General features: G+C 46.9%; 18 protein-coding genes, 1 tRNA gene and 1 pseudogene. 5 read left to right on the top strand and 15 right to left on the bottom strand.

Translation table 11 applies throughout. The features are described from left to right. The 15 genes from G449_RS0100475 to G449_RS15290 all read right to left on the bottom strand — a co-directional run. Positions 1 to 222: transposase (locus G449_RS0100475; protein ID WP_022657344.1), on the bottom strand; the 222-nt coding region annotated here is incomplete at its 3' end. Positions 223 to 535: 313 nt separating this feature from the next. Then, positions 536 to 2086 carry a polysaccharide deacetylase family protein gene (locus G449_RS18330; RefSeq protein ID WP_159060396.1) on the bottom strand — a complete coding sequence of 517 codons (1551 nt, stop codon included), beginning with the start codon at positions 2084 to 2086 and terminating at the stop codon, positions 536 to 538. Between the two features lie 66 nt (positions 2087 to 2152). After that, entirely contained in the window at positions 2153 to 3412 is a 1260-nt protein-coding gene (locus tag G449_RS0100465) for a radical SAM/SPASM domain-containing protein (protein WP_159060395.1), read from the bottom strand. Next, positions 3400 to 4551: a non-hydrolyzing UDP-N-acetylglucosamine 2-epimerase gene (wecB, locus tag G449_RS0100455; protein WP_022657340.1), complete on the bottom strand. Its 1152-nt coding sequence runs from the start codon at positions 4549 to 4551 to the stop codon at positions 3400 to 3402. The genes G449_RS0100465 and wecB overlap by 13 nt, the downstream gene beginning before the upstream one ends. Positions 4552 to 4566: 15 nt before the next feature. Continuing rightward, positions 4567 to 5556, bottom strand: coding sequence for a glycosyltransferase (locus G449_RS0100450; RefSeq protein WP_022657339.1), 990 nt, complete (start codon positions 5554 to 5556; stop codon positions 4567 to 4569). Continuing rightward, positions 5557 to 7125, bottom strand: coding sequence for a glycosyltransferase family 4 protein (locus tag G449_RS17970; protein ID WP_081640405.1), 1569 nt, complete (start codon positions 7123 to 7125; stop codon positions 5557 to 5559). It lies immediately after the preceding gene. Positions 7126 to 7407: 282 nt separating this feature from the next. Further along, on the bottom strand, positions 7408 to 8496 hold the full coding sequence (locus G449_RS17530) for a TylF/MycF/NovP-related O-methyltransferase (RefSeq protein ID WP_022657336.1): 1089 nt from the start codon (positions 8494 to 8496) through the stop codon (positions 7408 to 7410). A 73-nt stretch (positions 8497 to 8569) separates the two neighbouring features. Then, positions 8570 to 9802, bottom strand: coding sequence for a radical SAM protein (locus G449_RS0100430; protein WP_022657335.1), 1233 nt, complete (start codon positions 9800 to 9802; stop codon positions 8570 to 8572). Between the two features lie 67 nt (positions 9803 to 9869). Then, positions 9870 to 11153, bottom strand: a complete 1284-nt coding sequence (locus tag G449_RS15310; RefSeq protein WP_159060394.1) for a class I SAM-dependent methyltransferase — start codon at positions 11151 to 11153, stop codon at positions 9870 to 9872. Between the two features lie 78 nt (positions 11154 to 11231). Continuing rightward, on the bottom strand, positions 11232 to 12992 hold the full coding sequence (locus G449_RS0100420) for a glycosyltransferase (RefSeq protein ID WP_022657333.1): 1761 nt from the start codon (positions 12990 to 12992) through the stop codon (positions 11232 to 11234). Continuing rightward, positions 12980 to 15115: a glycosyltransferase gene (locus G449_RS17525; RefSeq protein ID WP_022657332.1), complete on the bottom strand. Its 2136-nt coding sequence runs from the start codon at positions 15113 to 15115 to the stop codon at positions 12980 to 12982. Before G449_RS17525 ends, G449_RS0100420 begins: the two co-directional genes overlap by 13 nt. A gap of 1 nt (position 15116) precedes the next feature. Then, positions 15117 to 16013: an ABC transporter ATP-binding protein gene (locus G449_RS15300; RefSeq protein WP_022657331.1), complete on the bottom strand. Its 897-nt coding sequence runs from the start codon at positions 16011 to 16013 to the stop codon at positions 15117 to 15119. After that, on the bottom strand, positions 16013 to 16786 hold the full coding sequence (locus G449_RS0100405; RefSeq protein ID WP_022657330.1) for an ABC transporter permease: 774 nt from the start codon (positions 16784 to 16786) through the stop codon (positions 16013 to 16015). Before G449_RS0100405 ends, G449_RS15300 begins: the two co-directional genes overlap by 1 nt. Next, positions 16783 to 18048, bottom strand: coding sequence for a phenylacetate--CoA ligase family protein (locus G449_RS15295; protein ID WP_022657329.1), 1266 nt, complete (start codon positions 18046 to 18048; stop codon positions 16783 to 16785). Before G449_RS15295 ends, G449_RS0100405 begins: the two co-directional genes overlap by 4 nt. 61 nt (positions 18049 to 18109) lie before the next feature. Then, positions 18110 to 19297 carry a glycosyltransferase gene (locus G449_RS15290; RefSeq protein ID WP_022657328.1) on the bottom strand — a complete coding sequence of 396 codons (1188 nt, stop codon included), beginning with the start codon at positions 19295 to 19297 and terminating at the stop codon, positions 18110 to 18112. Positions 19298 to 19578: 281 nt separating this feature from the next. Between G449_RS15290 and G449_RS0100390 the strand changes: the two are divergent. From G449_RS0100390 to G449_RS0100380, 5 genes and pseudogenes are all read left to right on the top strand, one after another. Next, a pseudogene (locus G449_RS0100390) lies at positions 19579 to 19833 on the top strand (transposase); the annotation flags it as partial. A gap of 307 nt (positions 19834 to 20140) precedes the next feature. Further along, entirely contained in the window at positions 20141 to 20218 is a 78-nt protein-coding gene (locus tag G449_RS18740; RefSeq protein ID WP_081640408.1) for an integrase core domain-containing protein, read from the top strand. Positions 20219 to 20636: 418 nt separating this feature from the next. Then, positions 20637 to 20716, top strand: a tRNA-OTHER gene (locus G449_RS18325). Between the two features lie 239 nt (positions 20717 to 20955). Beyond that, positions 20956 to 22362 (top strand): phosphohexomutase domain-containing protein, encoded by a 1407-nt coding sequence (locus tag G449_RS0100385; protein WP_022657326.1) that lies wholly within the window; start codon positions 20956 to 20958, stop codon positions 22360 to 22362. A 164-nt stretch (positions 22363 to 22526) separates the two neighbouring features. Beyond that, positions 22527 to 23942 carry a mannose-1-phosphate guanylyltransferase/mannose-6-phosphate isomerase gene (locus tag G449_RS0100380; protein ID WP_022657325.1) on the top strand — a complete coding sequence of 472 codons (1416 nt, stop codon included), beginning with the start codon at positions 22527 to 22529 and terminating at the stop codon, positions 23940 to 23942. Positions 23943 to 23997: the final 55 nt, after the last annotated feature.

Here is a 23997-nt window from a genome sequence, read left to right as displayed (position 1 = left end):
TGCCTGCTCGCCTACAAGTCTTTTCAGCCGTGCGTTTTCTTCCTCTAACTGGCGTAATCGCTTTGCGTCAGAGATGTTCATTCCACCGAACTTGCTGCGCCACTTGTAAAAGGTCGCATCCGAGATGCCATGCTGACGGCATAGATCGACAACGCGAACTCCAGCCTCGGCTTGCCGCAAAATTCCAATAATCTGTTCTTCGGTGAATCTGCTACGTTTCATTCTTGTGCTCCTATGTCAGGAACACTAACTTTTCAATGGCATACTTTTCGGGGGGAGGGTCAAGGGTAGGGAGTTTGCCCAAGCTGGCAAACGCTAGGTCGAGAGTGTTACTGGCTGAAAAGCTGTAGGCAACAATCTCGTTATTGTACAAATCTTGGATGGCTGACAGGTAAATGAAGGTCAATCGAGGTTGGGAGGGTCACTTTTCGGTAGGAGGGTCACCTCGATAAAAAATGGGCATACCAAACAAAGCCGGTATGCCCGCCAGGGCATCCGCAATAAAGATTGTGCGGGCAACTCGTGCGCGGAACGCCTAAAAAAACACTGCATCGGCAAGTAGATATTCTTTGCCCTTGAATCGGTAGGCAATATCGTTCCTGCTCGGGTGTGCAGTTTGAACGAGGCCCTGTGGAGTTACGTTGAGTTGTACCTCAGCAAGAGCATTAACAAATTCGAAACAATCTTGCTGTGCCCAGAAGGCAATATTAGCGTAAGATTGTATGGTAGTTATTAGTTTATTATGGGCCTCAAGGCGTTGTTCCTTACTCTCCCAATCATACTGATAACGTGGTGAGAACGGGTGATCAAGATAACCAAAAATCCCTTCGGCCTGATACTGCGCTTCAAATGCCATAACGTGAGCGATAACGCTATGGTGCTGACGGCGGTAACAGTCCCCATGCAGCATAGACTGCTGGCTGATAGTTACAATGGGGGCGTCTACAAAAGGGACCACGCCAGCTCTTCCCACCATGTATTCGGGGTCATTATGAATAATGCCGGAAACGAAGCCTGTAAAACCTGTCTTAGCCAAAGCTTGCACCGCGTAGGGCTGGTTGGTGTGAAAGGGGGATACCGCCAGTTTTACAGGAGTCAGCGAAGGGAAAAGTTCTTCAAAGCGCTTGCGCGAGGTTGCAGCATCACTCACCGCAGCTTCTGGTGTGGGCCCCCAGCTGAGTTGATGCATGTGAGAATGCGAAAGTAGCGTTCCTCCTGCGTCAGATACTGCCTGCAAGAGGGCAAGGTCGTCAGGTTTCAGGTCAAGGCTTGTTTTAAGGGCAAGTGAAAAAGGGATGCCTTCTCCTGAATACCAATCAAAAACATCCTTGGCTGAGGCCACATCCTCATCGCAATCCAGGCGCATAGTCACCAGACAGCGGTATCCAGCGGGAGCCTGTTTTAAACAAGGTAAGCAGGGCATGTCATCAGAACGCCAGTCACTGATAAAACGCTCAACAATGCTCCATTCTGTGCTGTCTAAAGGCCCTACAGGGCGCGCGCACCATAAGATGGAAGATGTTGGTGTATCATGCAGGGATAGATAACAGCCCGCGTAGTGGCACTGTTGCTGGGCATCTCGTAGTTGAATGGAAGCCAGTTCGATTGCGCCATCAGATTCAATGCCCCCCTCAACAGCCCATGGTGAATTATCAGTTCTGATGCGCCCAAATCCCAGGTTGTTCCATTCATCTTCGTAATCAAAACGTGTAAAAGGCCGCCTGTGGAGGTGATTTGCTAGACCCGCCAAAAGAGGGTGTGAAATGTAATTCAAAACGGCAGGACTTTCCGTAAACGGGAGTTCTCCCCGGGCGGGGGCGCATGCATCTTGCCCGACAATAGAAGGCAGCGCAGGGGTATTTTTCAGCCCGAGGAGACGCAACATTCCATCAGTAGGCCTGCCCAGTACCAGTACTTTACCGCAATAAGGGGCTCCGCTAGCCCAGGAGGATGCTTTACCGCATGGAATTACAAGGCCCCCGTCAAAAGGAATAATTTTAGGGGTATGCCCAAGACTGCGCCTGAGAGCTGCGGCTACAATACTCTCGGTGTAGGCCATTGTGCTGGCCATATTTGAAAATTGCATGGGGTGTTGTCCTAGTCTGTCAGTCTCTTGATGCGAATAAAAATTCTATGGGGTTTTGTCAGGCCTCTAATCAGTGGAATTAGAATACATCCAGTTGCCCCGAGCATATTTGCAGGCTGCATTGCGACATTGGGGCGGCAGTTTGCCTTGAGCAAGATATCGGCGCATTTCACGGTAGTTAGCGCCATTCCAGATTTCTTCTGGCTGTTGTAGCCTTATGTTCCCAAAAGTTTGTTGTACGTGGCAGCACGGGCGCACATCGCCATTAACATTAACCAGCATCCATTCCCAGGGGGCAACACAATCAATGGGGCATGCCGTTCTCTGCGATGCTGCTGGCTTGGTGGAGGACGCCGCTGACACTGTATGGCGTTTTTCCATGGGTTTGATATGGGTTTTTCCACCCATGGGCCAGATGATTGGCACACCAAGTGTTTCTGAAAGTGCAACGGCCTCGTCAAGGACGCTGTTGGCGTGTTGCGCGTCTGCCTCGTCTTGACCAAGCATCTGGTCTCTGTAGTTGAACTTCCAACCATTGCGGTTCACATTCCACCCCTCAGCGTCAATGTCGCCATAATCGTGAAGGGGCCAGAACTGTATGGCGTCAACTCCTAGCGAATGGGACAGCTTTATAAATTGGGGTAGTTCATCGATGTTTTCGCGCATTAGGGTCATATTGAGCATGACACGTGGAGATTTTGTATTATCTTTGCCGCGGCATTGCAGAAGGTGGCGGATGTGCTCAACCGTGCGCATAAAGTCGCCGTTGCGGATCTTCCGGTAGGTTTCTGGGGTTGCGGCGTCAAGCGAAAAACTTACTTCCCTCAATGGTGAACTCAGCAGTTTTGCGGCAATATATGGTGTCATGGCTGCAGCATTGCTGCTGATGCCGATGGTGGGTTTCATATAGGAAGGATTATTGCCAATAATCTCCATAATTTTCCAGAAAGCAGGGCTGATGAGCGGCTCTCCTGAACCCATGAGCTGAAATTCTCCTGCGGCTGGGAGCATATTTGCAAGGCGGCCCAACAATTCCAGGTTGAAATGCTTTCCGATTCGGGGATGGGAGAAAACATGAGAACACATGATGCACTGAAGGTTACAGACAGAGGTGGACTCTATTTCCAGTTTCCATGGGCTGGCCTTCATTACTTCGACGCGGGCATCGAGATCCTGAATATAGCGATGCCAGTTGGTGTTTCTTTTATCCTGATGCGGAAAAAAGCGGTAGCGGAAGGCGCTTCCTGCAAAGTGAAAGGCCTTTTCGCAAAAGTGGGCTAAGCCCTTCCTTTGTAAAATTGAAACAGCTCTTTTTAGAGTGGACACGTAGCAGCCTCTATATTGCCAATAAGATTTTTTTCAAGTTGGGTAACAATGCGTTCCGCGGCGTTTCCGTCTCCATAAGGGTTGGCACCAGGCAAGCCTGTGGAGGCGGACAAGACAAAAAGCTCTTCAGCCGCTGTAATGATGTTATTCTTTGATGCACCCACAAGGCGACAAAAACCAGCCTCCACCCCCTCGGGGCGCTCTGTACGGTCGCGCATTACCAGCACCCTTTTGCCAAAAGATGGCGACTCTTCTTGAATGCCGCCGGAATCACTCAAAACGAATAGGCAATTATCCAGAAGGCGTAAAAAAGGGCGGTACCCGCATGGTTCAGTTAGTATTACATTTGGAAGATTTGACAGGCGTTGCTCCACAATTTTTCGTACTTGTGGATTGAGGTGAACTGGGTAGATGAAAAAACAGTTCGGGTGCAAGTGAGCCAACGATTCAATGGCCGAACAAATGTCTTCCATTCCTTGCCCAAAATTTTCTCTGCGATGCGCAGTAATAAGCACATACGGGGCATTAGCTCGCAAAATGTCTTCGATAACTGGGGGCAGCGGCGGCGGTGTCTGCCTGATCACAGCCCGCATGTACATCAACGCATCAACCACGGTATTGCCGGAAATGAGAACTCTATCAGCCGCGACCCCTTCTTGAAGCAGATTGTTTGCTGCGCCTTGGGTTGGAGCAAAATGCCATGTAGCAGCCAAGCTTATGGCCCTGCGATTGAATTCTTCGGGATAGGGAGCATACATGTCGCCCGAACGAAGACCTGCTTCTACGTGCCCCACCGGAATTTTTGTGTAAAAACCACTTACTGCACCTGCATAGGCGGTTGTTGTATCGCCTTGCACAAGAATACAGGCGGGGGATACATCGCTAAGCATTTTCTCGAGCCTAAGAAACAACCTGCCGGCGAGGCCTGTGAGCGTTTGCTCTTCTTGCATGACAGTCAGATTTATATCGGGATGGATGTTGAAATCGGCCAGAGCCTGGTTCAGCATTTCTCTATGCTGCCCTGTAGAGCAGATAACAGGTTGGAACACGGCTGACTGTTGGAGGCGCAAAATGATAGGAGCCATCTTTATGGCTTCGGGGCGTGTGCCCACAAGGGCAAGTACTGGTTTTGCGCTCATGTTTTTGTGCCTTTTCTATCCTCGTGTGGCCAATACGTTGTTGTATACGGCAATCAGTTGTTGGGCGGCATGCTTCCACGTGTAATGCTCTTTTACAAATGTGGAAAATTCCGGCCTTCGGGGTGAATTCACCGCAGTTTGTACGGCATGGCAAATGCTTGTGGTGTCGTATGGGTTCATGTATTCGGCAAAATCTCGGAAATATTCACGCGTGCAACCTTCCTGCGTAACGGCAATGCGGCATCCGGCAGCGGCGGCTTCCAACGCTGCGAGACCGGGAGTTTCCAGTGTTGAAGGCAAAATCAGGGCTTCTGTTGCAGCGTAGGCCGAACGTTGCAGATTGCTACCATGCTCTAACACCCCGACAAAGTGCACAGTTGCATCAGCCGCGGCGTGGCATTGCAAAGCATAGTCTGCTTCCCTCTCCTGACCTGCCAGCACAAGGTGGAGACCTGATCCTTTCAGCGCCTCAATCAGACGTAATTGATTTTTGCGCGCCTCTATGTTGCCCATGCAGAGAACAAATTTGTTCTGGATGCCAAATTGATTGCGAAAAACGGCAGGATCAGCATGAACAAAAAAGATATCATCCACCCCATTCACGATTGGGGAAAAGAGTGAGGGCGACATGTCAAAGATGTTGGCAAGCTGATCGCACTCCGCCTGTGAATTGGGGAGGATGTGGTTAGCCATACGCAGCGTAGCACCAATCTCTTCCATGCCATACTTGGCTGGGTCGTCAATCCAGATAATAGGTGAAATAATCAGCGGAAGCATGCGCACCGTTTGTGCATGCACACAAAAACGCCAAGAACCACCTTGCACAGAAAAATAATGAACTATGTCAGCCTGATCGAACTGTTTTTTTGCATTCCACGGGTCAAAGCAAATCACGTGGACTCCGGCCTTTTCCAGTTGCTCCATATACTTGAGCAACTGAATCTCACCGCCACCAGGGCAATCAAATGCAACGGGGTATGTGTTGAAAAGGACAGTAAGTGACATTTATGCATCACCCTTAACAATGCGTATAAGCTCATCAGTCGGCAACTGTTTAAGAACTGGTATTGCTGCGCGGCGTTCTTCTTCGCTTGCGCGGGTCAAGAAATTCTTGATTACTTGCGCAGCTGATGGCGGATTCTCGTTAAGAATTATGCCTCCGCCATTAAGAGTTTCCAGTACTGCGGGCTGTGGTGTGGCGGCTACCGGCAGATTGCAGGCTGCAGCTTCTGCAAGTGGCATGCAATAACCCTCATGAGCACTTGTGCAGAGGAGAAGGTCTGAGTGCTTGTAAAGCCAAGCGAGCTGTTCATCAGATATGTTTTGCATAAACTGCACACGTGACTGGGCTTCGGCTGGAAGAGCAGCCAAGCAGGCATCAATGTGTTCTGCGAAGCTTGGGAAATCATAGCGCCCACCACCAACAAAGGTAAGGGATGCGTCTACGCCAGATTTTACAAGTTCGTCAAAGACTTTCAGAGCTAAGTCGGGCCGTTTGTGTGGAGTAATGCGACCAACCCAGAGTAATGAATATCTGCTTTTAAGTGTAGGTGCAGGGCATGCTGCCTTTACCGTTTGTGGTTTCAACGAAAAATAGGGGGGGAATATGGAGAGCGCAGCGTCTTTACGTAGGAACGGGCTAATTTGCTCCAAGCTGAAATCAGAATTCGCTATCACTGTGTCAAAAGAAGAAAATAGAGGGTACTGCGATTGGGCAGAGTCAAGGTGCTGACCATATTGTGGAAAGCACGATGAAAACCAATGACCTGGCGTAACATTATGATAATATAATATTTTTTTCCCAGCATGGATCTCTGCTATGTAAGGGAAAAAAGGATCTGTTATTGAGTAATTATAAAAAATTGTTTCGCCATAGGCTGCTTGGGGGATCTGGAAAAGGGAGCAGACCCTTCCTGCGAGCTCCGGAGAAAAGTCGTGTGCGTATATATAGGTTAGATATCCACATTTGTTAAAAAAATTTGATAATTCAAGGCAGAAATTGCCCACGGCATCATGCGGCATAACATTGCGCGATATAATGTGCATGCTTTTTGAATGTGCCATCCTACCGAAATGGCAGCCATTATTGCTAACACCAACTGATTGATACCACGCTTTTTCAGCAGCGATGTTTTGCAGCAGAACTGAGTATGATACGTGCCATGCGTATACTGCGGGGTCAGGATCCTCAACGTATAGTTGAAGAATGCACCAAGGTCTGTATGAAGGTTGAGCAAGATGCCGCGCTTCTCTTGGAAGAAGAACTTCCGGAATTATTGAACCGTCTTTTCGGCGAAGAATGGGGTCAGAGGCACTGTTGTGCAGCTCTACTTGCTGTCCACTCAAAAATTTCCAGGTTTTTTGTCTGCCTTGGCTATGAATTGTTAAAAAAATATGTAATTTTTTAATGTAAATTAGTTCTGGCGCTATGGAAATCGCAACGTCATTATTTCGAAAGATAGATTGACCTGCATGAACATGAATTGGTGGTGGAAAGTGATCTTTATCAAAGAATATCTGTTTGAGTTTATATTCTCCGCTGGGATAAAAACGGTAGCAAGCTCTTTTTGACATATATGCTACTCCACAATTTTAATTTTCTCTAAATTTCTTGAAGACATATGTAACTTCAACTGAACAACTTGTAACACTAATGTTTTCCAGTCGCTACATTGGTATGCCTCACCGGAGAGTGAGTATAGCTGACTGATATTTCAAATAAATAGTAATAGTGTACTTATTTCTCAGCGTCTGAGGAATATGGACACTATTACTATTTTCACTGAAACATTTTTTTAGGGCACGCGAAAAAATTAAAAATATCTAATAGTATCATTTTATATTTATTTCAGACATCTATTTTGATATAATTACACTTCCATACCTGTCAGTTAAATAAAATTTAACAATCTTTTTTGGAGGATTAGACATTGATAGTTTTGCCTCAAACTCTTGTAAAGCTCTCCTTGCACCAAATAACGTTTCAGAATTGTAATCATGTATAAATATATATCCCCCAGAATTCAGTCTAGGATAAAAAAAATCAAGACAATCAAGTATTGGTTTGTACAGATCACAGTCAATTGAGACAAATGAAAATGTTAAATCAAGATCAGTTGCAGCTGTTTCTGGAAAATACCCCTTTCTAATAATTACTTTATCTTTGTTTGGCATTCTTTCTAGGCATGCGGCAACAGGATCGTCTACTTTCTTGGATGCATTACAGTAATCCAATGTATCGAGGTGTTCAATTGATACATCACTGTTGCTTAACTCTATCTCCACGTCGCGCATGTCAAAACCCTGAAAGGTATCATATAGATAAATATTTTTATCTGGAAGGTATCTATTAATTATTGCAGCAGTACCAGCTAAATATACTCCAACTTCAGCAGCGACTCCAGGAATTTTATTTTGTGAGACGTGTTGAAGATGTAGTTCAAAAGACCTATATCGTGTATAGTCCATTGTCTCGGGCCAATCTTGAATCGAAGTTTCAGCAATATGGTCTATCGTCATTGGCCATGCAATTGCATAGCTTTCATTGCCAAAATTTTTCAAATTTTCAAATTTTGCACTTTTGACTTTCTCACGCTCCGAACTGAGCACGATGTTTTTAATACAAATGCCTAATTCTCTTTCATCGCCAGCCGCGAAAACAGTATTAGAACAGGAAAAGAGTAAAAAATCTTCATTATCGTCAAATAGAATGCCACATCTTGACCATCGATTTGAAACAAAAAATTTATCTTGCTTCCCAGACGGTCTGATTATTGTTATTTCCATATTCTCAAGTGAATGAACCTCAAAGATCATTCCACTATAATTTCGAGGAATACATAAAGAAAATTGTCTTTTTGTCCAAAAAAATACATCTTCTTTATCAAATTCTTTGTTGTAAGTACCTGAAAATAAAGAATAAGCGTTCTCTGTGGTAGAGTTCATAGGATTCCTCTTGGGGTGCTGTAGTTGAAGGTGCTGAATAATTTTTTAGAAATTTGCTAAAAGTGCGGGCTAACTATTCTGGCAAAGGGGGATGGGCTTCATCAAGGTACCGCCATCCTGATTGAAGAGCTTCATAGTCACATGCCGAGCAGCGGAATGCCTCCCAACAAATAATTGGTTCTGAAAGGTAGTCAAAATTGGGATCTTGAATGTTGCCGATTGGTTGGTAATGAGGTAATGCCCATTTCCCAAAAAGTTTAGAGCGGTCAAGGGCACTCATGCAAGGGTAGACATCCCCAGCCGGATCTATATGGAAATTTTTATGACCAGCGGGGCACAGTATTAATGACTGTTTGTTTGCAAACATATTTCCAGATTGCTGCAAAGCCATGCTGTTATCCGCTTGTTCCTGCATGCCGATGTCTTGCAGTTCTTGAGTCATCTCTTTCGCTTTGTCCGACAGGACATGCTGTTTGCCATTTGGCAAACAGCATGTGTCGTAGCGTCTGATTATGTTGCGGGTTTCCAGGTCATCTTTGATCTCAAGCAGGCTTGGGATGTCGCTCGAATAAAGCACCGATTCAACGAGTATTTTGGTAAATCCATTCAAAATTAGTTTATCTATTTTTTCAAGAAACTGAGCCTTTGTTGTTTCTGACGGGTGATAACTAAACATCAGCATTTCAAATCGGTCTGGATCAATACGTGATATGAATTTGTCCACATCAAATGAGGGGCCAAGATTGCTTGTTATTCTGCATTTGATTTGAGGGTCAAGCATACTGATCATAGGGAAAAGATGCTTGTACAAAGTTGGCTCGCCCCCGGTAAAATAGATAAATGCGGGCAGCAGTCTGTTAAATGTTTGTGCAAGCTTAGCCGGATCAAAGTCTATATTTTTCTGGGCTGCATAGCTGGTAGTTTCTGCGCGTTGCCAACAAAAAGGGCATTTGTATGTGCACTTATAGGTTACGAAGAAAGTAATACCACTTCGTATTTTATTTGTGCATTCTTGATATTGCAGGTCGCTACATATTGTTTCGGTGTTATATTTCTGTTTGAAATTAAAAAAATCAAAAAAATTTTTCCGAACCTTCATATCAAAAATTTTTAAGTTGCCAGTGCTATTTATTGTGCAAGTCTCGAAAGAAATATTTTGAGGGATTCTGAGGGCCAAAAAATTACTGAGGCCTGGCAATATGTCGGCTGAAAAAACAATATTTCCGTCTGGAGAGGCAACCTCTAATACTCCGGGATTGTCGGTCGAATATATAATATCAATGTATTGGTATTCAGCGTATTTCATTGTATTCCTGCCTAGTGGTATATGAATATTGTTGTCCCTACCAAGTGCTATCTTCATTCTTTAAGTGTTATGACATTTTTACTTTCCCATCAGTTTTCTTGCATATAATAAACAGCATTCCCCCCGAGCACATTGTTTTCATGCCTGCTTGTAGCGAGCGCCAGAATGATATCCCGCTTCCGAGGTTAAATGCTGCAAATTCTTCGGCGCTAGCATTTTGCAGGAAAGAAACGAGTTCTCCTGGCAGGTTGTCTCCATATAAATCATGGGCTCGCAGCCAATGCTTAGCTGACATAAAACTATTTCCTATGAGCTGAGAGCTAATTACAGAAAAATATGACGAAAAGAGTTTAATTGTGTGATCTAACGGTTCAATACCTATATGCCCATCAACAAGTACCATTCTCGCGTAGTCAGAAGGAGAGAGTACTGTGGGGTCAAACTTGTCTGTTTCAATAAAATGAATCGTTGTTCCATTGCTTTTCAATACTCTTGAAATCTCTTCAAGGCAATTTCGTTTTTTTTCAACAGGGATGTGTCCAAATACATCAGCAGAAACTACATAGTCGAAGCTGTCATCCGGAAAGGGAATTTGCTCTGCAGATGCGGTCAGGCAAGAGGTGTATCCGCGCTTGAGGGCTACTCTGCAGTTTTCTATAGACAGGTCGATGGCTGTAAGTTTTATATCGTTTTGAGATAGAAATCCCAGCGTCCCTTTACCGCAGCCGATTTCCAGAACAGACGAACCTCTTTTAATGTTGTTTGATAATAATATTTCACGCTTACAATCGACACTTAAAGACTGTAAAACATCATTTTGGTCAATGTTGATTGGAGGGAGTGCCTTTTTTTGGTAAAATTGATCTTGTTCATGTGTTACTAATCCATGCAGGGTGGAAACCCACGTTTCAGTTGTATCCTCTTCATCGCGAAGGTTTACTGCATGTGAAATAATTTCATTGATTGAGGCTATTTCTTCAACTCTCTCGATGTTGTCTGTTATTGCCCAATATGAGAGCATTGCTCCTAAAAATCTTGAATCTCCTTTACATTCCAAACTATGCGAAAAAGATATGGTAAGCATTTGTTCTTTGCTATTTTCCGACAGTGGAATAAAATAACTTTGCCATCCTTTGTGTATTGCTAACTCAAAGTCGTCAAAGTTTCCTGATTGGTTAGATATGAGTGCTTTCTTCAATGGATCATCAAAGGGGTAACCCAATCGCAATTCAAAAAAACAATTTTTTGTTGTTGCCGGTATTTGTAATTGTGTTTTTTGGGGAAGCCAAACAAAATTTACTCTTCCATCGAATTCATAAGTGATATTTAAATGCGGTAATAGCTTGAACATCGTTAATCCTTTAGTCGCTTGAATGAAAAAGATCATTCCTTGTGAATATTTTGAATTTTACTTCGTGTCTTTTTCACGTTAATTTTTTTGCAAAGTTGTTTTTTGAAGTGATTCAAAAAAAATGTTTGCGGAAAGGAATTTTCTTTGGCGCATATTTTTTTCCTGATTGGTAACGATAGATTTGTGAAAATTACTGTCTAAGCAGATATTTAATATGTCATGAGCAATGTCAGAATGTTGTATGCTTGTGTTAAACTGTAACCCTGACTGTCCTAGCAGGCTCGCTGTAGACGTTGTTTGCCGGGCTACTATTGGTAATTTGAATGAGAGCGCGTCAATGATTGATCCACTGTATCCTTCGTGACTACACGCACTAAAAAAGAGCTTTGCTCTTTTATAAAGGTACTTTAGTTGTCCTTCGTTACAGCTTTGCAAAAAAACAATCCTCGAAGCGTACTGGGAATATATGTTTTCGCGCAAGAAGCGTAAATAATCCCAGTAGCCATTGATAAAAGGCCATCCCGCAATAACAAGACCTAGAGACGGATGCTGTTTTGCAACTTCGGCAAAGATTTGAAGGGTTGTTTCATGATGTCTGTCCGGGCGGAAAGAACCAACGGAAAGGATAAACATTTCAGGATGGTGACATTCCTCTTCATTTATTTTATCCCAATTTTTGCGCCAGAGTGAAGGTGGAAAACTCCCTAGCGATTGTGGAATGCCTGGTTTTGTCATAGTGAGCGCCAAGCGTTGAGGCAGAAATTCTGGACTTCCTTTGGGCAGAGTGCAGAAAAGTGTTTCTGTTGAGCATTTCGGCGAGTTTGAATTTTTGTCACAAATGCCAATGGGGCTTATGGTCACTATTCCATCGGGTGTTTGGCATGCTCCCCACTCCTCTAACAGGCTCAGAGATGCTTGCTTGTATAAAGACTGGGTTACAATCTTTTTAGTGTATTCTGATTCATAGCATATGCCGTCAAATTTCATTATCAGATGTTGTTGGTCAGCTAATTCTTCGAGCTTCCTTGCAAACTCGGCGTCAAATGCCTGATACCTTCTATAGTCCGGAAGGTGCATGTGGTAGAGAATTTTTTTACACGACAAGTTTGCAACGATAGATAACGCTGGGCCACCTTCTGCTAGTACAAAAAAAATGAGGTCTTCTTTTTTTGCATCATGGCAAAGATATTCAACGGGCTGAACTGACTTGCGCTGTGTGTTGCTGTACTCGTGCGCATAAATTTTAAATGAAATATTGTTTTTGCTTAGCAGTACAGCTAGCTGACGACACAGTGTTTGCGAACCTTTCGAGTTTAAAGACCCAAAAACAATCTTCACCCTTTGTTGCGCAGGCCAGATGAACCATCGTAACGGCATGTCATCTGGCAGATCGCCCAGGTTAACGCATGGTTTGCTTGCTTCAAGTTTTTTTTGATCGGGGTAAAGACTGATGGGATCATTAAAAAGAATAGTTGTCGAGCGCCATTCTCTGACAACAAGGTGCATAATGAGGGTGCGTCCTGCAATGTGAAATTTGTCGTTTTGCCAAAAGGTCTGTGCGGACTCTCCATTAAAAAAAGTTGTTAACCCTTTTTCCGTGCACGTTACGCGAACGTCCACTGAAGTACTGCCAGTCAGGGGATATTCCCACCAGCCTGCGTGTCCGTTAGGGTGTGAATGGTCATCCGCAGCATAAATATCCACAATGAAGACATTGCCAGATGTTAGGGCTTCTCCCTTTGGAAAAACTCGAAAAGCAATTTCGTCTTTGTCAGAAAACGCAAACTCATTTTCGTCAATCACAAGATATGCAGGGGTGGGATGACTCATTTTTTCCATGTGTCTTTCCCTCTTTTGATGGCGCTACGTGTTAGTTCAAGGTATTGTGAACCAGAGCTGACCGTGGATTCTATTTGAGTGTTCTCGTGGAATTCATTGAAAGTAGAAATTATCATTATATCAGGTGGTTGAGGGAGCGTGTAGGCGGTGTCCCACATTTGGCGATAGACCTTGCCATCCTCACGCGGAACATTGCGGTGGGAATTCCACTGACGCGCGGAGGCAACAAGCGCTGTGTCATCGTAGCCAGGGGAAACTGTAAAGCATCGGATGCCTTGCTGTCCTGCGCTGGCATGGCTGTATGCCTCTCTCCAGAGTTTTTCTCTATGCTCTGGAGAAGCCAATTCCAGAGGAGAAAATAGCGACCACCCATCAAACGCGCCAAAGGTCAGTGCGGGCTCCTCATGCGGTGGGTACAGGCGAAGGCTGGAGGCTAACAATGTAACGGGTGCAGAGTGTTTTCGCAGATTTTTCAAAAATGCGACGTCTCCATCGTACTGACCTGTCCAAAAAATTGAAAGAAGTGGTTTACCTTTGAATTGTTGGTAGTTTGGATGACGAAACACCTTGCTGAATAGTGTTATCCAAATTTTTTCAAGTATCGCTTCCGTGCAATCGTAGAGACATAGCTGTAGACAAATTTTGACAGATGATTTCAAGTAGGCCGCTCTCTCCAGCATAAGGCTAAAAGCCTCCATTTCTCGCTGAATTGGGCCATTGCTATTGATGTGCAGGTTAAAGAAGAAAAAATCTAACCCCACATTCTCTGCCATATGTAAGTGCTGCTCAAGTATATCGCCACTTGTAGAACTATAATAACCAAGTTGCGGCATTTCCGTTACTGTGCCAGTTTCGGCAGAGTCATTCCAGTGCTCGCTTCCCAGTCCATTCCCGTACCAGCCATAGTAATGGGCGCCGAAAATAGGACCATCATTTGAGCTGGTTAGCTGCAAAGAATTTTTGTTTTTCCACGCGTCATGGGCGTCTTCTAATTCTTCTAGCAGTTCTTTTGCTGTGCGATCCCAGCTGTATTGCTGTGCCAATTCACGACCGTGGACTCCCATTGCAGCGGACTCCAGCGGGTGCTGTTTGAGCCACAATAGCTTTTCGGCCAGTACATCTGCGTGGGGAGGAATGAGGAACGAGCAGCGGTCATCTACTACTTCAATATAACCGCCCTCGTTGACTGCAACCAATGGTTTTGCTGCAGCCATGGCCTCTAGTGCAACGATACCAAAAGGTTCTCTCACCGGCATGAAGACTACTGCCAATGCACGTGAAAAGACTATCTGGATTTCGTGGTTTGTGAGGTCAGAGAGAAAAAATGTTCTGTCATACACTCCAAGTTCTTTCGCTTGGCGTATAAGTTGTTGCTTTTCAGGACCACTCCCCACGATATATAGTTGCATATTATCCATCAAACGCATGCTTTGCAGAATTAGGTGGATACGTTTATGGGGCCAAAGTTGTGCTATTGTAAGAATATACTCATTGGCTATTGGTGGCAAAAAATCTTCAACAGTTACGCCAGGGTAAACTACACGGCTTGCTTGCCTTCCATATACTGATTCGATGTATGAAGCACAATATTTACTATTAGCAACAATGCGAAAAGGGTTTCCTGTCTTGTCAAAAGATGAAGCTGACCGCAACATTGGCTGGAAAAAAGATTTATTTACATTATCATAATTATATTTAGGATAAATATGAACTCTTCTTTCCTCTTCACTAGTTATAGAAATGAGGTCTTTATCATTTTTTAAGTCATAAAGCATTCTGAGTGGTTCGTGTGGGTACCACACCGCAGGTTCTAGATCTAATAAATGTAGCGGCCACAGGTGTGTATTGTACACATCGTGCTGCCCAATTTCTCCGCTCCATAGTTTTGGCGTGAATGTAGCGTTTAGCAAAAAAGAATATGTGTTTCCTTCAATTTGAGGAGAAAGTGTGCGAAGTGCTACATCGCGGCCAATGCCGTGCTCCTCAAGCATCTCAGAGTTAAAACGTTCTGCATAAATTGTTATTTTGTGCTTATGTTGCCAGCGCGTGATGCATTCTACGACAAGACGCTCTGCGCCGCCGTATTTGGATAATTGTGGGATGACAACACCGATGTCCAACATGTTAAATCTTCCTGTCTATGTTATCTTTTTGCGTTAGATGCATTTTAGACGCTACCTTTCTGGCACAAAAAGCTCCCCCCCATCTTTTTTGTATTTTGTGGCGAGGATGTGGTGTGCGCAATCTTTCTGTGCGGACTCGTTCCGCGCTGTACGGCAACGCGTTTGCCTGTTCATATGCTTCAACAACTTCATCCGCTGGCCCGACCATCTTGATTTTTTTGTCTTCAATCCAGGCAGCTCGTGTGCAATATTGTTTTACACTCTCCAGGGCATGGGAAACCAAAATCATGGTAACTTCAGGGTTATTTTTAAAATTCTCAAAGACCTTGCCGCATTTTTGTTGAAAGCGGATATCACCGACTGCCAGAATTTCATCAAGTAGAAGAATTTCTGGCTTCAAATTGGCTACTATGGCAAATCCCAGTTTTGCATACATGCCGGATGAGTAAGTCCGGACTGGCTGGTCTATGAATTCTCCAATTTCTGCGAATTCAATTATTTTTTGCTCGTGGGCAAGAACTTCTTGTTTTGTTAACCCCATCAATACACCGTTCAGGAGGATGTTGGCGCGACCAGAAAGTTCCGGGTGGAAACCCGCGCCCAGTTCCAACAGGGGGGACACCCGGCCGTTGATCTGCACACTCCCCTTGTCTGGTGTGAGAACCCCAGCAATGAGACCTAGCGTGGTCGATTTGCCCGCGCCATTCTTACCAATAAAGCCGAATTTTTCCCCTTTGTGTATGGAAAAACTGATGCCTTCCAGTGCTGCTCTACGACTGTTGAGTTCTTTTATTGCCTGCGGAAGGTGGAATAAAAAACTTTTTATTCCACCAGTAATTTGATTGTATGATGGGTAGCTTTTATAGACATCGTCAAAGCGGATTACAGTGTCAGACATTAGAGGGCCTCCGCAAAACGATGCTGGAGTTTTTTAAAACATAAAAGTCCTAGAATGAGAAAAAATACTGCAAATAATACTGCAAAAGGCAAAAATTCTAGATTGATTGAATTTTCGAGTAAAAGAGACCGCCAGCAGATTATAATAGGAGCTGATGGGTTTGCCTTAAAGCACCAGTAATATTGCTCAGGAACCTGGGCCAGAGTGTACATTATCGGCGTGCCAAAAAAGGCAATTTGCGTAAGTATGACGGTCAAATTGCCGAGATCACGGAAGAAAAGGTTTAGAGAGCCAAGAAAAAGTGAGATGCCATAGATTGTGACTAGCGTCAGAAGCAGCAAAAGCGGAACTCCTGCTAGCCAGATCAGACCGGGGCGAAGTCCGTCTGCGAGCATAAAAACAACATAGATTGGCAATGCTATGCAAAAATGCACCATATTCTGCAGATTCATGACAAGAGGGATAGCCTGCCGAGGGAAGGCCACTTTTTTTATCAGCGTGGGGTTCCCGCTAAAGCAGTGCGGCCCTTCATTGACGCAGTTGACAAACCATTGCCAAGGAAACATCGCTGCAAGCAGGGTTACCAGGTAGTGTTCTATCTGGAACCGCATGTAAACGTTGAATACAACATAAAAAACCAGTGCCTGCGCCAACGGGTTCAGTAAAGACCAAACAAAGCCCAGCAAACTTCCCTTATACCGTACTGTAAGCTCCTTATGCAAAAGAACTGACAGCATGTCTCGGTACCACTGCCACTTTTCATTCGGGATCATGCATTCTCCCGAATGATATAGGAAAATTTGCCACGGATACCGACAAATACAAGATCCTCAGGGTCAATACGTCGCAAAGGCAATGTCGGAAATTGTTTCTTTACAGCCTGTTGCGTTTGTTCCCATTGTTCCGGGTTGACCACCAGGCGCAGTTCCTTGGCTATCTGATTGGCAACAAGAATTTGAAAGTCATCAATGGGGCCGCATCGGTCAAGGATGTCCTGTACATAGTGTGTCGGATAGCTTGAGCCATTGATGTTGACAGCATCGTGGGTTCTGCCTGCAAGATGTGTAATCCACCAACCGTTGTTACGTTCTGCAAGCCTGCCAACGTCCCCCATGCGGTAGCGAATCAGCGGCATTACAGGGTTGCGAAGATTGGTGAACACGAGCTCAGTTGGTTCACTAGCTTTACTGTCAATGGTTTCTGGCCATACCAAGGAATCGGAAACGAGCAGTTCATCGACAGGCCCTGTTGCCAGTTCTTGGGCCATAACCCCAAATTCGCAGGCTCCATAACGATTGGATACTCGCGCCGAAAAGATTTTTTCTATAAGCACTCTTTGCTCTGCGGTGAGGAGTTCACCGGTTGAGACAAATACTTCAAAAAGTCCTGGGGCTGTTTTGCTCTGTTTTTCAAGGTAACGGGCTAAAGCAAACATGGAGGAAGGGTGCCCTTGAACGAACACTGCCTTGGCGTTTTGCAAATCCTCCAGCAGGCGAAGTTGAGCTTGGTTTCCAAAACCCTCAGTGTAAATATTTTTGCGGTGTAGGACAAAACACTTTTTTGCTTCAACACTCGCCGCTTCAGGTGGCATTGCTGCAAATAGGGTAGAGAGGTGGGCTTCTCTATGGTAGCGGCGTTTACCTCCCCATCCAAGCACCATGATGTTCTGCGCAGCAGTCCAGTCCAGCCCTTCCTGATCATAATAAATTGTGGCAGCAAGGCCTGTGGAGCTGCCTGTTTTTTGTTCGCGCACAATGGCATCCGCATGCGTGCTGCTGATGAGGCGGCGCCCTTGCTCGCGCACTATATCTTTTGTCAGGAAAGGGATGTCTTCAAAATAGCGCATGTCTTTGCGAAGACATTCGGGATCAAAATTTAGCGAAGTGAAAAGATCTTGATAGTAAGGTACGGTTGCTTTTGCATGGGAAAGTACGCCAATAAGGCGTTCCTTCGCAATTGCCTTGCGCTGTACAAAGGGGGCCGCAGCCTCTGCCCGAAGAATGCGCAATTTGGGAGTGATAAGGCGTTTTTGCATTCGTTCTGCCACCGGGTAGAGTAGCAGAACTTTGAGTAGCCCCTGAATGTTTTGGAGGTATCTATACATGGGAAGTAGTCTCGTTGCGTATGGTCTGGGGAAAAACTTCTTCAAGTATTTTTTCCATGCGCGTGAACCGGGCTTCCCATGAATGATGGTGGCAGGCGGCATCAATCTCTTCCTGGTCTCGGCGAGCGCCATTGAGTACATCTGTGATGGCGGCTTGAAAGTCTTCTGGTGTGTCACAAGGGAAATACAATGATTCAAATTCCTTAAGGGCTGGAATCCTTGTGCAGATCACGGGTAGCCCCGCTGCCAGGAATTCAAAGAATTTCATGGGGAACATAGCGTCCGTGTAGTTGTTGCGTGCAATAGGCAAGACCGCCATTTCGCAATGTGCCATAAAATAAGGCAGGTGCCCGTAGGTGCGTGGGCCCAACATGTGTATATTGGCCCCAACTGGAGGACGGCGGCTGTCTGGCTGCCCTTCGCCCTCCGGACCGATAAGTATCCAGTGCTGTTCCGGCATGTCGCGGGCGATGGTTTCCATCAGGTCATAATTGATCTTGTATTCACTTAAGGCTCCCACGAAGAGAAGCCGGGGGTGGGGAATCTTCGTGAGTTCTGCTGGTTCAGCAGGTTTAAGCCTTGCAGTTTCAAAAAAAGCCTGGTCACAGACATTCGGTTCATAGATGACGCGGGGGAAAAGAGGGGCCATTCGTTCGTAGAGAATCGGGGATGTTGCGAAACACAGTTGAGCAATATTTCCTAATTTTGCTTCTGCTTTCTGAATTGTGGCCGGGTCAATACGGGGGCAGGCTCCCAAATCGTCAACGCAGTGGTAGACAATGCCGGAATTGGGAATTTTTGAGCAAAGTTCAACGATGACAGGATTATATGTCCAGATCAATGGGCGAGGCATGCCGATGCGTGCTAGATAGTATTTCACTTGTGCGCGCAGAAGAGCTGCGTCAAATGAACGCACCATGGAAATTGAATGGAAAGGAAGGACAAGTGGTGAAATACGCCACAGATTGGGCCGCACTTCGTGAACAGTCGGCAAGGCTTTGACCAAGCGTTTTACTATTCTTTTTAAATCACGCTTATGCAAGGTTGGTCGGCGTAGCCCTAAAGAATCCAAATACAACACGCGATACCCTCGCTTATTAAACAGGGCCGCCATATGCTGTTTATTCGTCCAGAAAGGATTGTCCCAATCTGCAGTTGAAATGAGAAGAATATCCTGCAAGTTAACCCTTCCCTGAAGGTGTACCTGATCAATTCTGTCTACAATAGCACCGCAAAATCTCTTTCGTGCAAGTGAGCACACTAGCACTTTTTAAGAATTCAGCAAGGCATGGAAATCCACCTCCCCCAGAGAAAGCATTATTAAATAGAAGTGTTGGGGAAAAACTACGGAGATTTTTGTAGTAAAAAAGGATTTTTCTTGGCAGCCAGGATGGCGACTTTGACCCTCCCCCAAAAAAGTATGCCATTAAAAAGTTAGTGTTCTTGGCATAGGAGCACAAAATGAAACGTCGCAGATTCACTGAAGAGCAGATTATTGGGATATTGCGGCAAGCTGAGGCAGGAGTGCGTGTTGTTGACCTGTGCCCGCAGAATGGCATCTCTGATGCGACCTTTTACAAATGGCGCAGCAAGTTCAATGGAATGAACATCTCTGACGCAAAGCGGTTGCGCCAGTTGGAGAAAGAGAACGCCCGTCTGGAAAGACTTCTCGGCGAGCAGGCTCTTGATATTGTCGTCCGGAGGGATGTGCTCTCAAAAAAATTTTGAAGCCCGCAGCCAACATGGAAGCCGTGCATCACAGTCGTACTGGGCCTGGCTACTCAGAGCGGCTGGCTTGCCGAGTGATTCAGTTTAACCGCTGTTCAGTCAGACGGCCATGGTCATTGCCTGGAGTTAGAGTCGTGCACGTCCTTGAAAACCTACGCCTTCAAGGAAGGTTGCCGCAGCGTATCAAGGTTGATAACGGCCCAGAATTTAGCGGTAACGCTCTGGATGCATGGGCTTTTGAGCATGACGTACAGGTAGAGTTTACTCGTCCGGGAAGCTCACGGATAATGGGCACATTGAAAGTTTTAACGGAAAATTCCGGGATGGCTGTTTGAATCAGAACGTGTTTCTGTCCCTGTACGATGCTCCTTGAAGATTGGCGACAGGATTACACCCTCGGCGACCGCACAGCTCATTGGACTGGCTGACACCGGAAGATTACCGTGAAAAGAATATACCTGCAACCCATTGGGAACCAATAACTTACAGGTGGTATACGCAGTGGGGCGAGGTAACACAAGAAGCTTTACCAGCAGATTCCTCAATGAGTTTTGCCTCGCGTCCGCCTTGACGGTAAACAATGTAGTAAGTATTTTCCTTGCCGATGACATCAAACCTGAAGTAGCTCCCTGCATATTTTTGAGATTTTTCACTTTTTGATTTTTTTCATGGATACTCTCGGTTGTGTGTTGGGATGCTTTTTGCCCAACACAAATCATGAAATACAGTAAAAATTGGTAGTAGCCAATCTAACAACAATTCATAAAAATTCAATAACTCTGGTGACTAATGAGAATTAGTAAAAATTCATAGGAGTGCCGTACTCGCCTTCGCAAGGCGGGGGTCGAGGGTTCAAATCCCTTCTTCTCCAGCATAATATCAAGGGGTTACGGATAATACCGTGGCCCCTTTTTTTATGCATTTCATGTCCGTAAAAGCTGTAGGGCGGACTTGTGGGGTTTGTGTACATGGCGACCAGATTCCGTGCGGAATCTGGTCGCACCAAAATACATTGGCAATCGGGCTGCAAGTTGGATAAAAGGTATGCATTGCTCTCTTGGTCTGGAATGAAAAAGGCAATGCATCAATATAATTCAGAAGAGGGACGTCATGGGCAATTCACTTTCATGCTTCAAAGCCTACGATATCCGGGGCCGTGTGCCGGGTGTTCTCAATGCGCCCCTGGCGCGCGCACTGGGCAGGGCCGTTGTTGAAATACTGGGCGCAAAAAGCGTTGTGATTGGCCGTGATGCCCGGCTTTCCGGCCCCGAACTGCGTGATGCGCTGGCCTTGGGTTTGCGTGAGGCAGGGGCGCAGGTGACGGACATAGGCATGTGCGGCACGGAAGAAATCTATTATGCCGCCGCCAATCAGCCCTTTGGGGCGGGCGTCATGATTACGGGCAGTCACAATCCGGCGGACGAAAACGGCTTCAAGCTGGTGCGCGGCGGGGCCATACCCATCAGCGGCGATTCCGGCCTGTTTGCCCTGCGCGACCGTGTGGAGGCCATTCTTGCCGAGAGCGGCGACACTGCCGATCCCCTTGATGCATCCCCTCTGCACCATGCTTCGTTTCGTGCCGACTATGTGGCCTGGTTGCTGGAATACAGCGGGGCTGGGCAGCTTGCACCGGTTGCTGGCCGCAAGCCCCTGAAGATTGTGGCTGATGCTGGTAATGGCTGCGCCGGACTGGTGCTGAACAATCTGATGGCCGCGTTGCCCTTTGAATTTGTCTGCCGACAGATGCAGCCTGACGGAACTTTTCCCGATGGCGTACCCAACCCCCTGCTGCCAGAGCGCCGGGCGGCTACAGCCGCTGCCGTGCGCGAATCTGGCGCGGACATGGGCGTAGCCTGGGACGGCGATTTTGACCGCTGCTTTTTTTATGACGCGGACGGCAATTTTATTGAAGGTTACTACTGCATAGGCCTGCTGGCGCAGGAGCTGCTGCGGCGTGTGCCTGGCGGCAAGGTGGTGCACGACACCAGAGTGTACTGGAACACCCGCGAGGTGGTGCAGGCCGCAGGCGGCCAGCCCGTTATGGGCAAGACCGGACACGCCTTTATGAAGGAACGCATGCGCGCCGAAGATGCCGTGTATGGCGGCGAGATGAGCGCGCATCATTATTTTCGCGATTTTGCGTACTGCGATTCGGGCATGCTGCCCTGGCTGCTGGTGGCCTCGCTGCTGCACCGCACAGGCAAGCCCCTGGCCGCGCTGGTGTCAGAACGCATGGCGGCCTACCCGTGCAGCGGTGAAATCAACCGCCGTGTGCAGGATGCGCCTACTCTCATGCGGCAGGTGAGGGAGCGTTATGCGGCTTCGGCTCTGCACGAAGACAGCATGGACGGCGTTAATCTTGAATTTACCGACTGGCGTTTCAATCTGCGCATGTCCAATACCGAACCCCTGCTGCGCCTGAATGTGGAGAGCAGGGGGAACCGTGTGCTGGTGGAAGAAAAAACGGCTGAAATACTGCGTTTTCTGGAAGAACAGGGCGGGGCCGTACCTGCTTGAGGAACTCGTGAGCGGCTCTGCCGCTTACGGTTGGAGCAATGCCAGATATGCAAGGTCGCGAGGCGCTTGTTTGCTGGCGTTTGATGGCGTAACATTGACTAGTTCGCCCTACTGGCAGTGCGTCAGACCGGTGTTCCAACATTGATGCAATGGTGAGGAAATTCATGCAGAATATTGCCCCTGTGATTCTGTGCGGTGGTAGTGGTACGCGTTTGTGGCCGCTTTCGCGCGAAACATACCCAAAGCAGTTTGTGGATATGGGCGGCGGGAAAACGCTGTTCAAGGATACCGTGCTGCGGGCGAAGCACACGCCGGACAGCATGGAGCCTGTTATTGTGTGCAATGAGGCTCACCGTTTTTATGTGACCGCCGAACTGTACGAATGCGGCGTGCATGGCAAAATCCTGCTGGAACCCGCGCCGCGCAACACTGCTCCGGCTATTGCGCTGGCGGCCTTTGCCCTGAAGGAAGACGGCGCAGATCCGCTCATGCTGATATTGCCCTCTGACCATGCCATTGGCGATGAAGGCCTCTTTTTTGAAGGCGTAAAACGCGCGGCGGCTCTGGCGGAACAGGGGCGTATTGTTACCTTTGGCATAGCACCCACCGGTCCGGAAACCGGCTTTGGCTACATTGAACAAGGCGAGGCTCTCGGCGTGAACGGCTACCGGGTTGCCCGTTTTGTGGAAAAACCAGATGCGGACAAAGCTGCAGGCATGCTGTCCAAGGGCGGTTATTCGTGGAACAGCGGCATGTTTATGTTGCGGGCTTCTGTGTATCTGAAAGAGCTGGAACGTTTTGCTCCCCAGATATACGCCGCCTGCAATGCCGCCTGGATGGGCCGCAAGGATGATCAGGCTTTTTTCCGCCCGGACAGCGAGGCGTTTCTTTCCTCTCCGTCTGATTCCATAGACTATGCGGTCATGGAGCAAACGGATCTTGCGGCTGTTGTGCCGCTGGGCGTCAGCTGGAGCGACCTTGGTTCGTGGGAAGCCTTTTATCAGATAGGGCAGCAAGACGATTCCGGCAACGTATGCTCCGGCGATGTTATGACCGAGGGTGCCGAGGATTGCTATTTTAACGCCAACCACAGGCTGCTGGCGGCCATAGGCGTGAGCGGGCTTGTGGTTGTGGAAACGCAGGATGCCGTGCTTGTAGCGCCGCGCGACCGTGTGCAGGACGTAAAAAAGATTGTTGGCCGCCTGCAAAGCGCACAGCGGCCCGAATGCAGGCAACATCCCCTGGTGTACCGCCCTTGGGGCAGCTATGAAACTCTTGTCATGGACGGGCGTTTTCAGGTCAAGCGCATCATTGTGAACCCGGGTGCCGAGCTTTCTTTGCAGATGCACCACCACCGCGCTGAGCATTGGGTCGTAGTGAGCGGCACGGCAGAAGTGACCAACGGCGATCTGGTTAAACTGTTTACAGAAAACCAGTCGACCTACATACCAGTCGGCACCATGCATCGCTTGAAAAATCCTGGGGTTATCCCTCTGGTGCTTATCGAAATCCAGTCCGGCTCTTATCTGGGCGAGGACGATATCGTGCGTTTTGCCGATGTGTACGGGCGGGAAGGGTAGCATTGCTGGCAGTATGGCTACGGCACGACCGCTTCAACCAGTGGACAATGGTAGC

The organism is Desulfovibrio desulfuricans DSM 642, from assembly GCF_000420465.1.
GTDB lineage: Bacteria > Desulfobacterota > Desulfovibrionia > Desulfovibrionales > Desulfovibrionaceae > Desulfovibrio > Desulfovibrio desulfuricans.
The sequence above is the reverse complement of the archived record's forward strand: the minus strand, read 5'-3'. Positions and strand labels throughout refer to the sequence as shown.

What these genes read in the sequence shown, in the direction of transcription:
- G449_RS18330 (WP_159060396.1), bottom strand. Translation starts at nt 2,086, where the DNA reads ATGCAATTTTCAAATATGGCCAGCACAATGGCCTACACCGAGAGTATT.
- wecB (WP_022657340.1), bottom strand. Translation starts at nt 4,551, where the DNA reads ATGAGCGCAAAACCAGTACTTGCCCTTGTGGGCACACGCCCCGAAGCC.
- G449_RS0100450 (WP_022657339.1), bottom strand. Translation starts at nt 5,556, where the DNA reads ATGTCACTTACTGTCCTTTTCAACACATACCCCGTTGCATTTGATTGC.
- G449_RS17970 (WP_081640405.1), bottom strand. Translation starts at nt 7,125, where the DNA reads ATGTCAAAAAGAGCTTGCTACCGTTTTTATCCCAGCGGAGAATATAAA.
- G449_RS17530 (WP_022657336.1), bottom strand. Translation starts at nt 8,496, where the DNA reads ATGAACTCTACCACAGAGAACGCTTATTCTTTATTTTCAGGTACTTAC.
- G449_RS0100430 (WP_022657335.1), bottom strand. Translation starts at nt 9,802, where the DNA reads ATGAAATACGCTGAATACCAATACATTGATATTATATATTCGACCGAC.
- G449_RS15310 (WP_159060394.1), bottom strand. Translation starts at nt 11,153, where the DNA reads ATGTTCAAGCTATTACCGCATTTAAATATCACTTATGAATTCGATGGA.
- G449_RS0100420 (WP_022657333.1), bottom strand. Translation starts at nt 12,992, where the DNA reads ATGGAAAAAATGAGTCATCCCACCCCTGCATATCTTGTGATTGACGAA.
- G449_RS17525 (WP_022657332.1), bottom strand. Translation starts at nt 15,115, where the DNA reads ATGTTGGACATCGGTGTTGTCATCCCACAATTATCCAAATACGGCGGC.
- G449_RS15300 (WP_022657331.1), bottom strand. Translation starts at nt 16,013, where the DNA reads ATGTCTGACACTGTAATCCGCTTTGACGATGTCTATAAAAGCTACCCA.
- G449_RS0100405 (WP_022657330.1), bottom strand. Translation starts at nt 16,786, where the DNA reads ATGATCCCGAATGAAAAGTGGCAGTGGTACCGAGACATGCTGTCAGTT.
- G449_RS15295 (WP_022657329.1), bottom strand. Translation starts at nt 18,048, where the DNA reads ATGCAAAAACGCCTTATCACTCCCAAATTGCGCATTCTTCGGGCAGAG.
- G449_RS0100385 (WP_022657326.1), top strand. Translation starts at nt 20,956, where the DNA reads ATGGGCAATTCACTTTCATGCTTCAAAGCCTACGATATCCGGGGCCGT.
- G449_RS0100380 (WP_022657325.1), top strand. Translation starts at nt 22,527, where the DNA reads ATGCAGAATATTGCCCCTGTGATTCTGTGCGGTGGTAGTGGTACGCGT.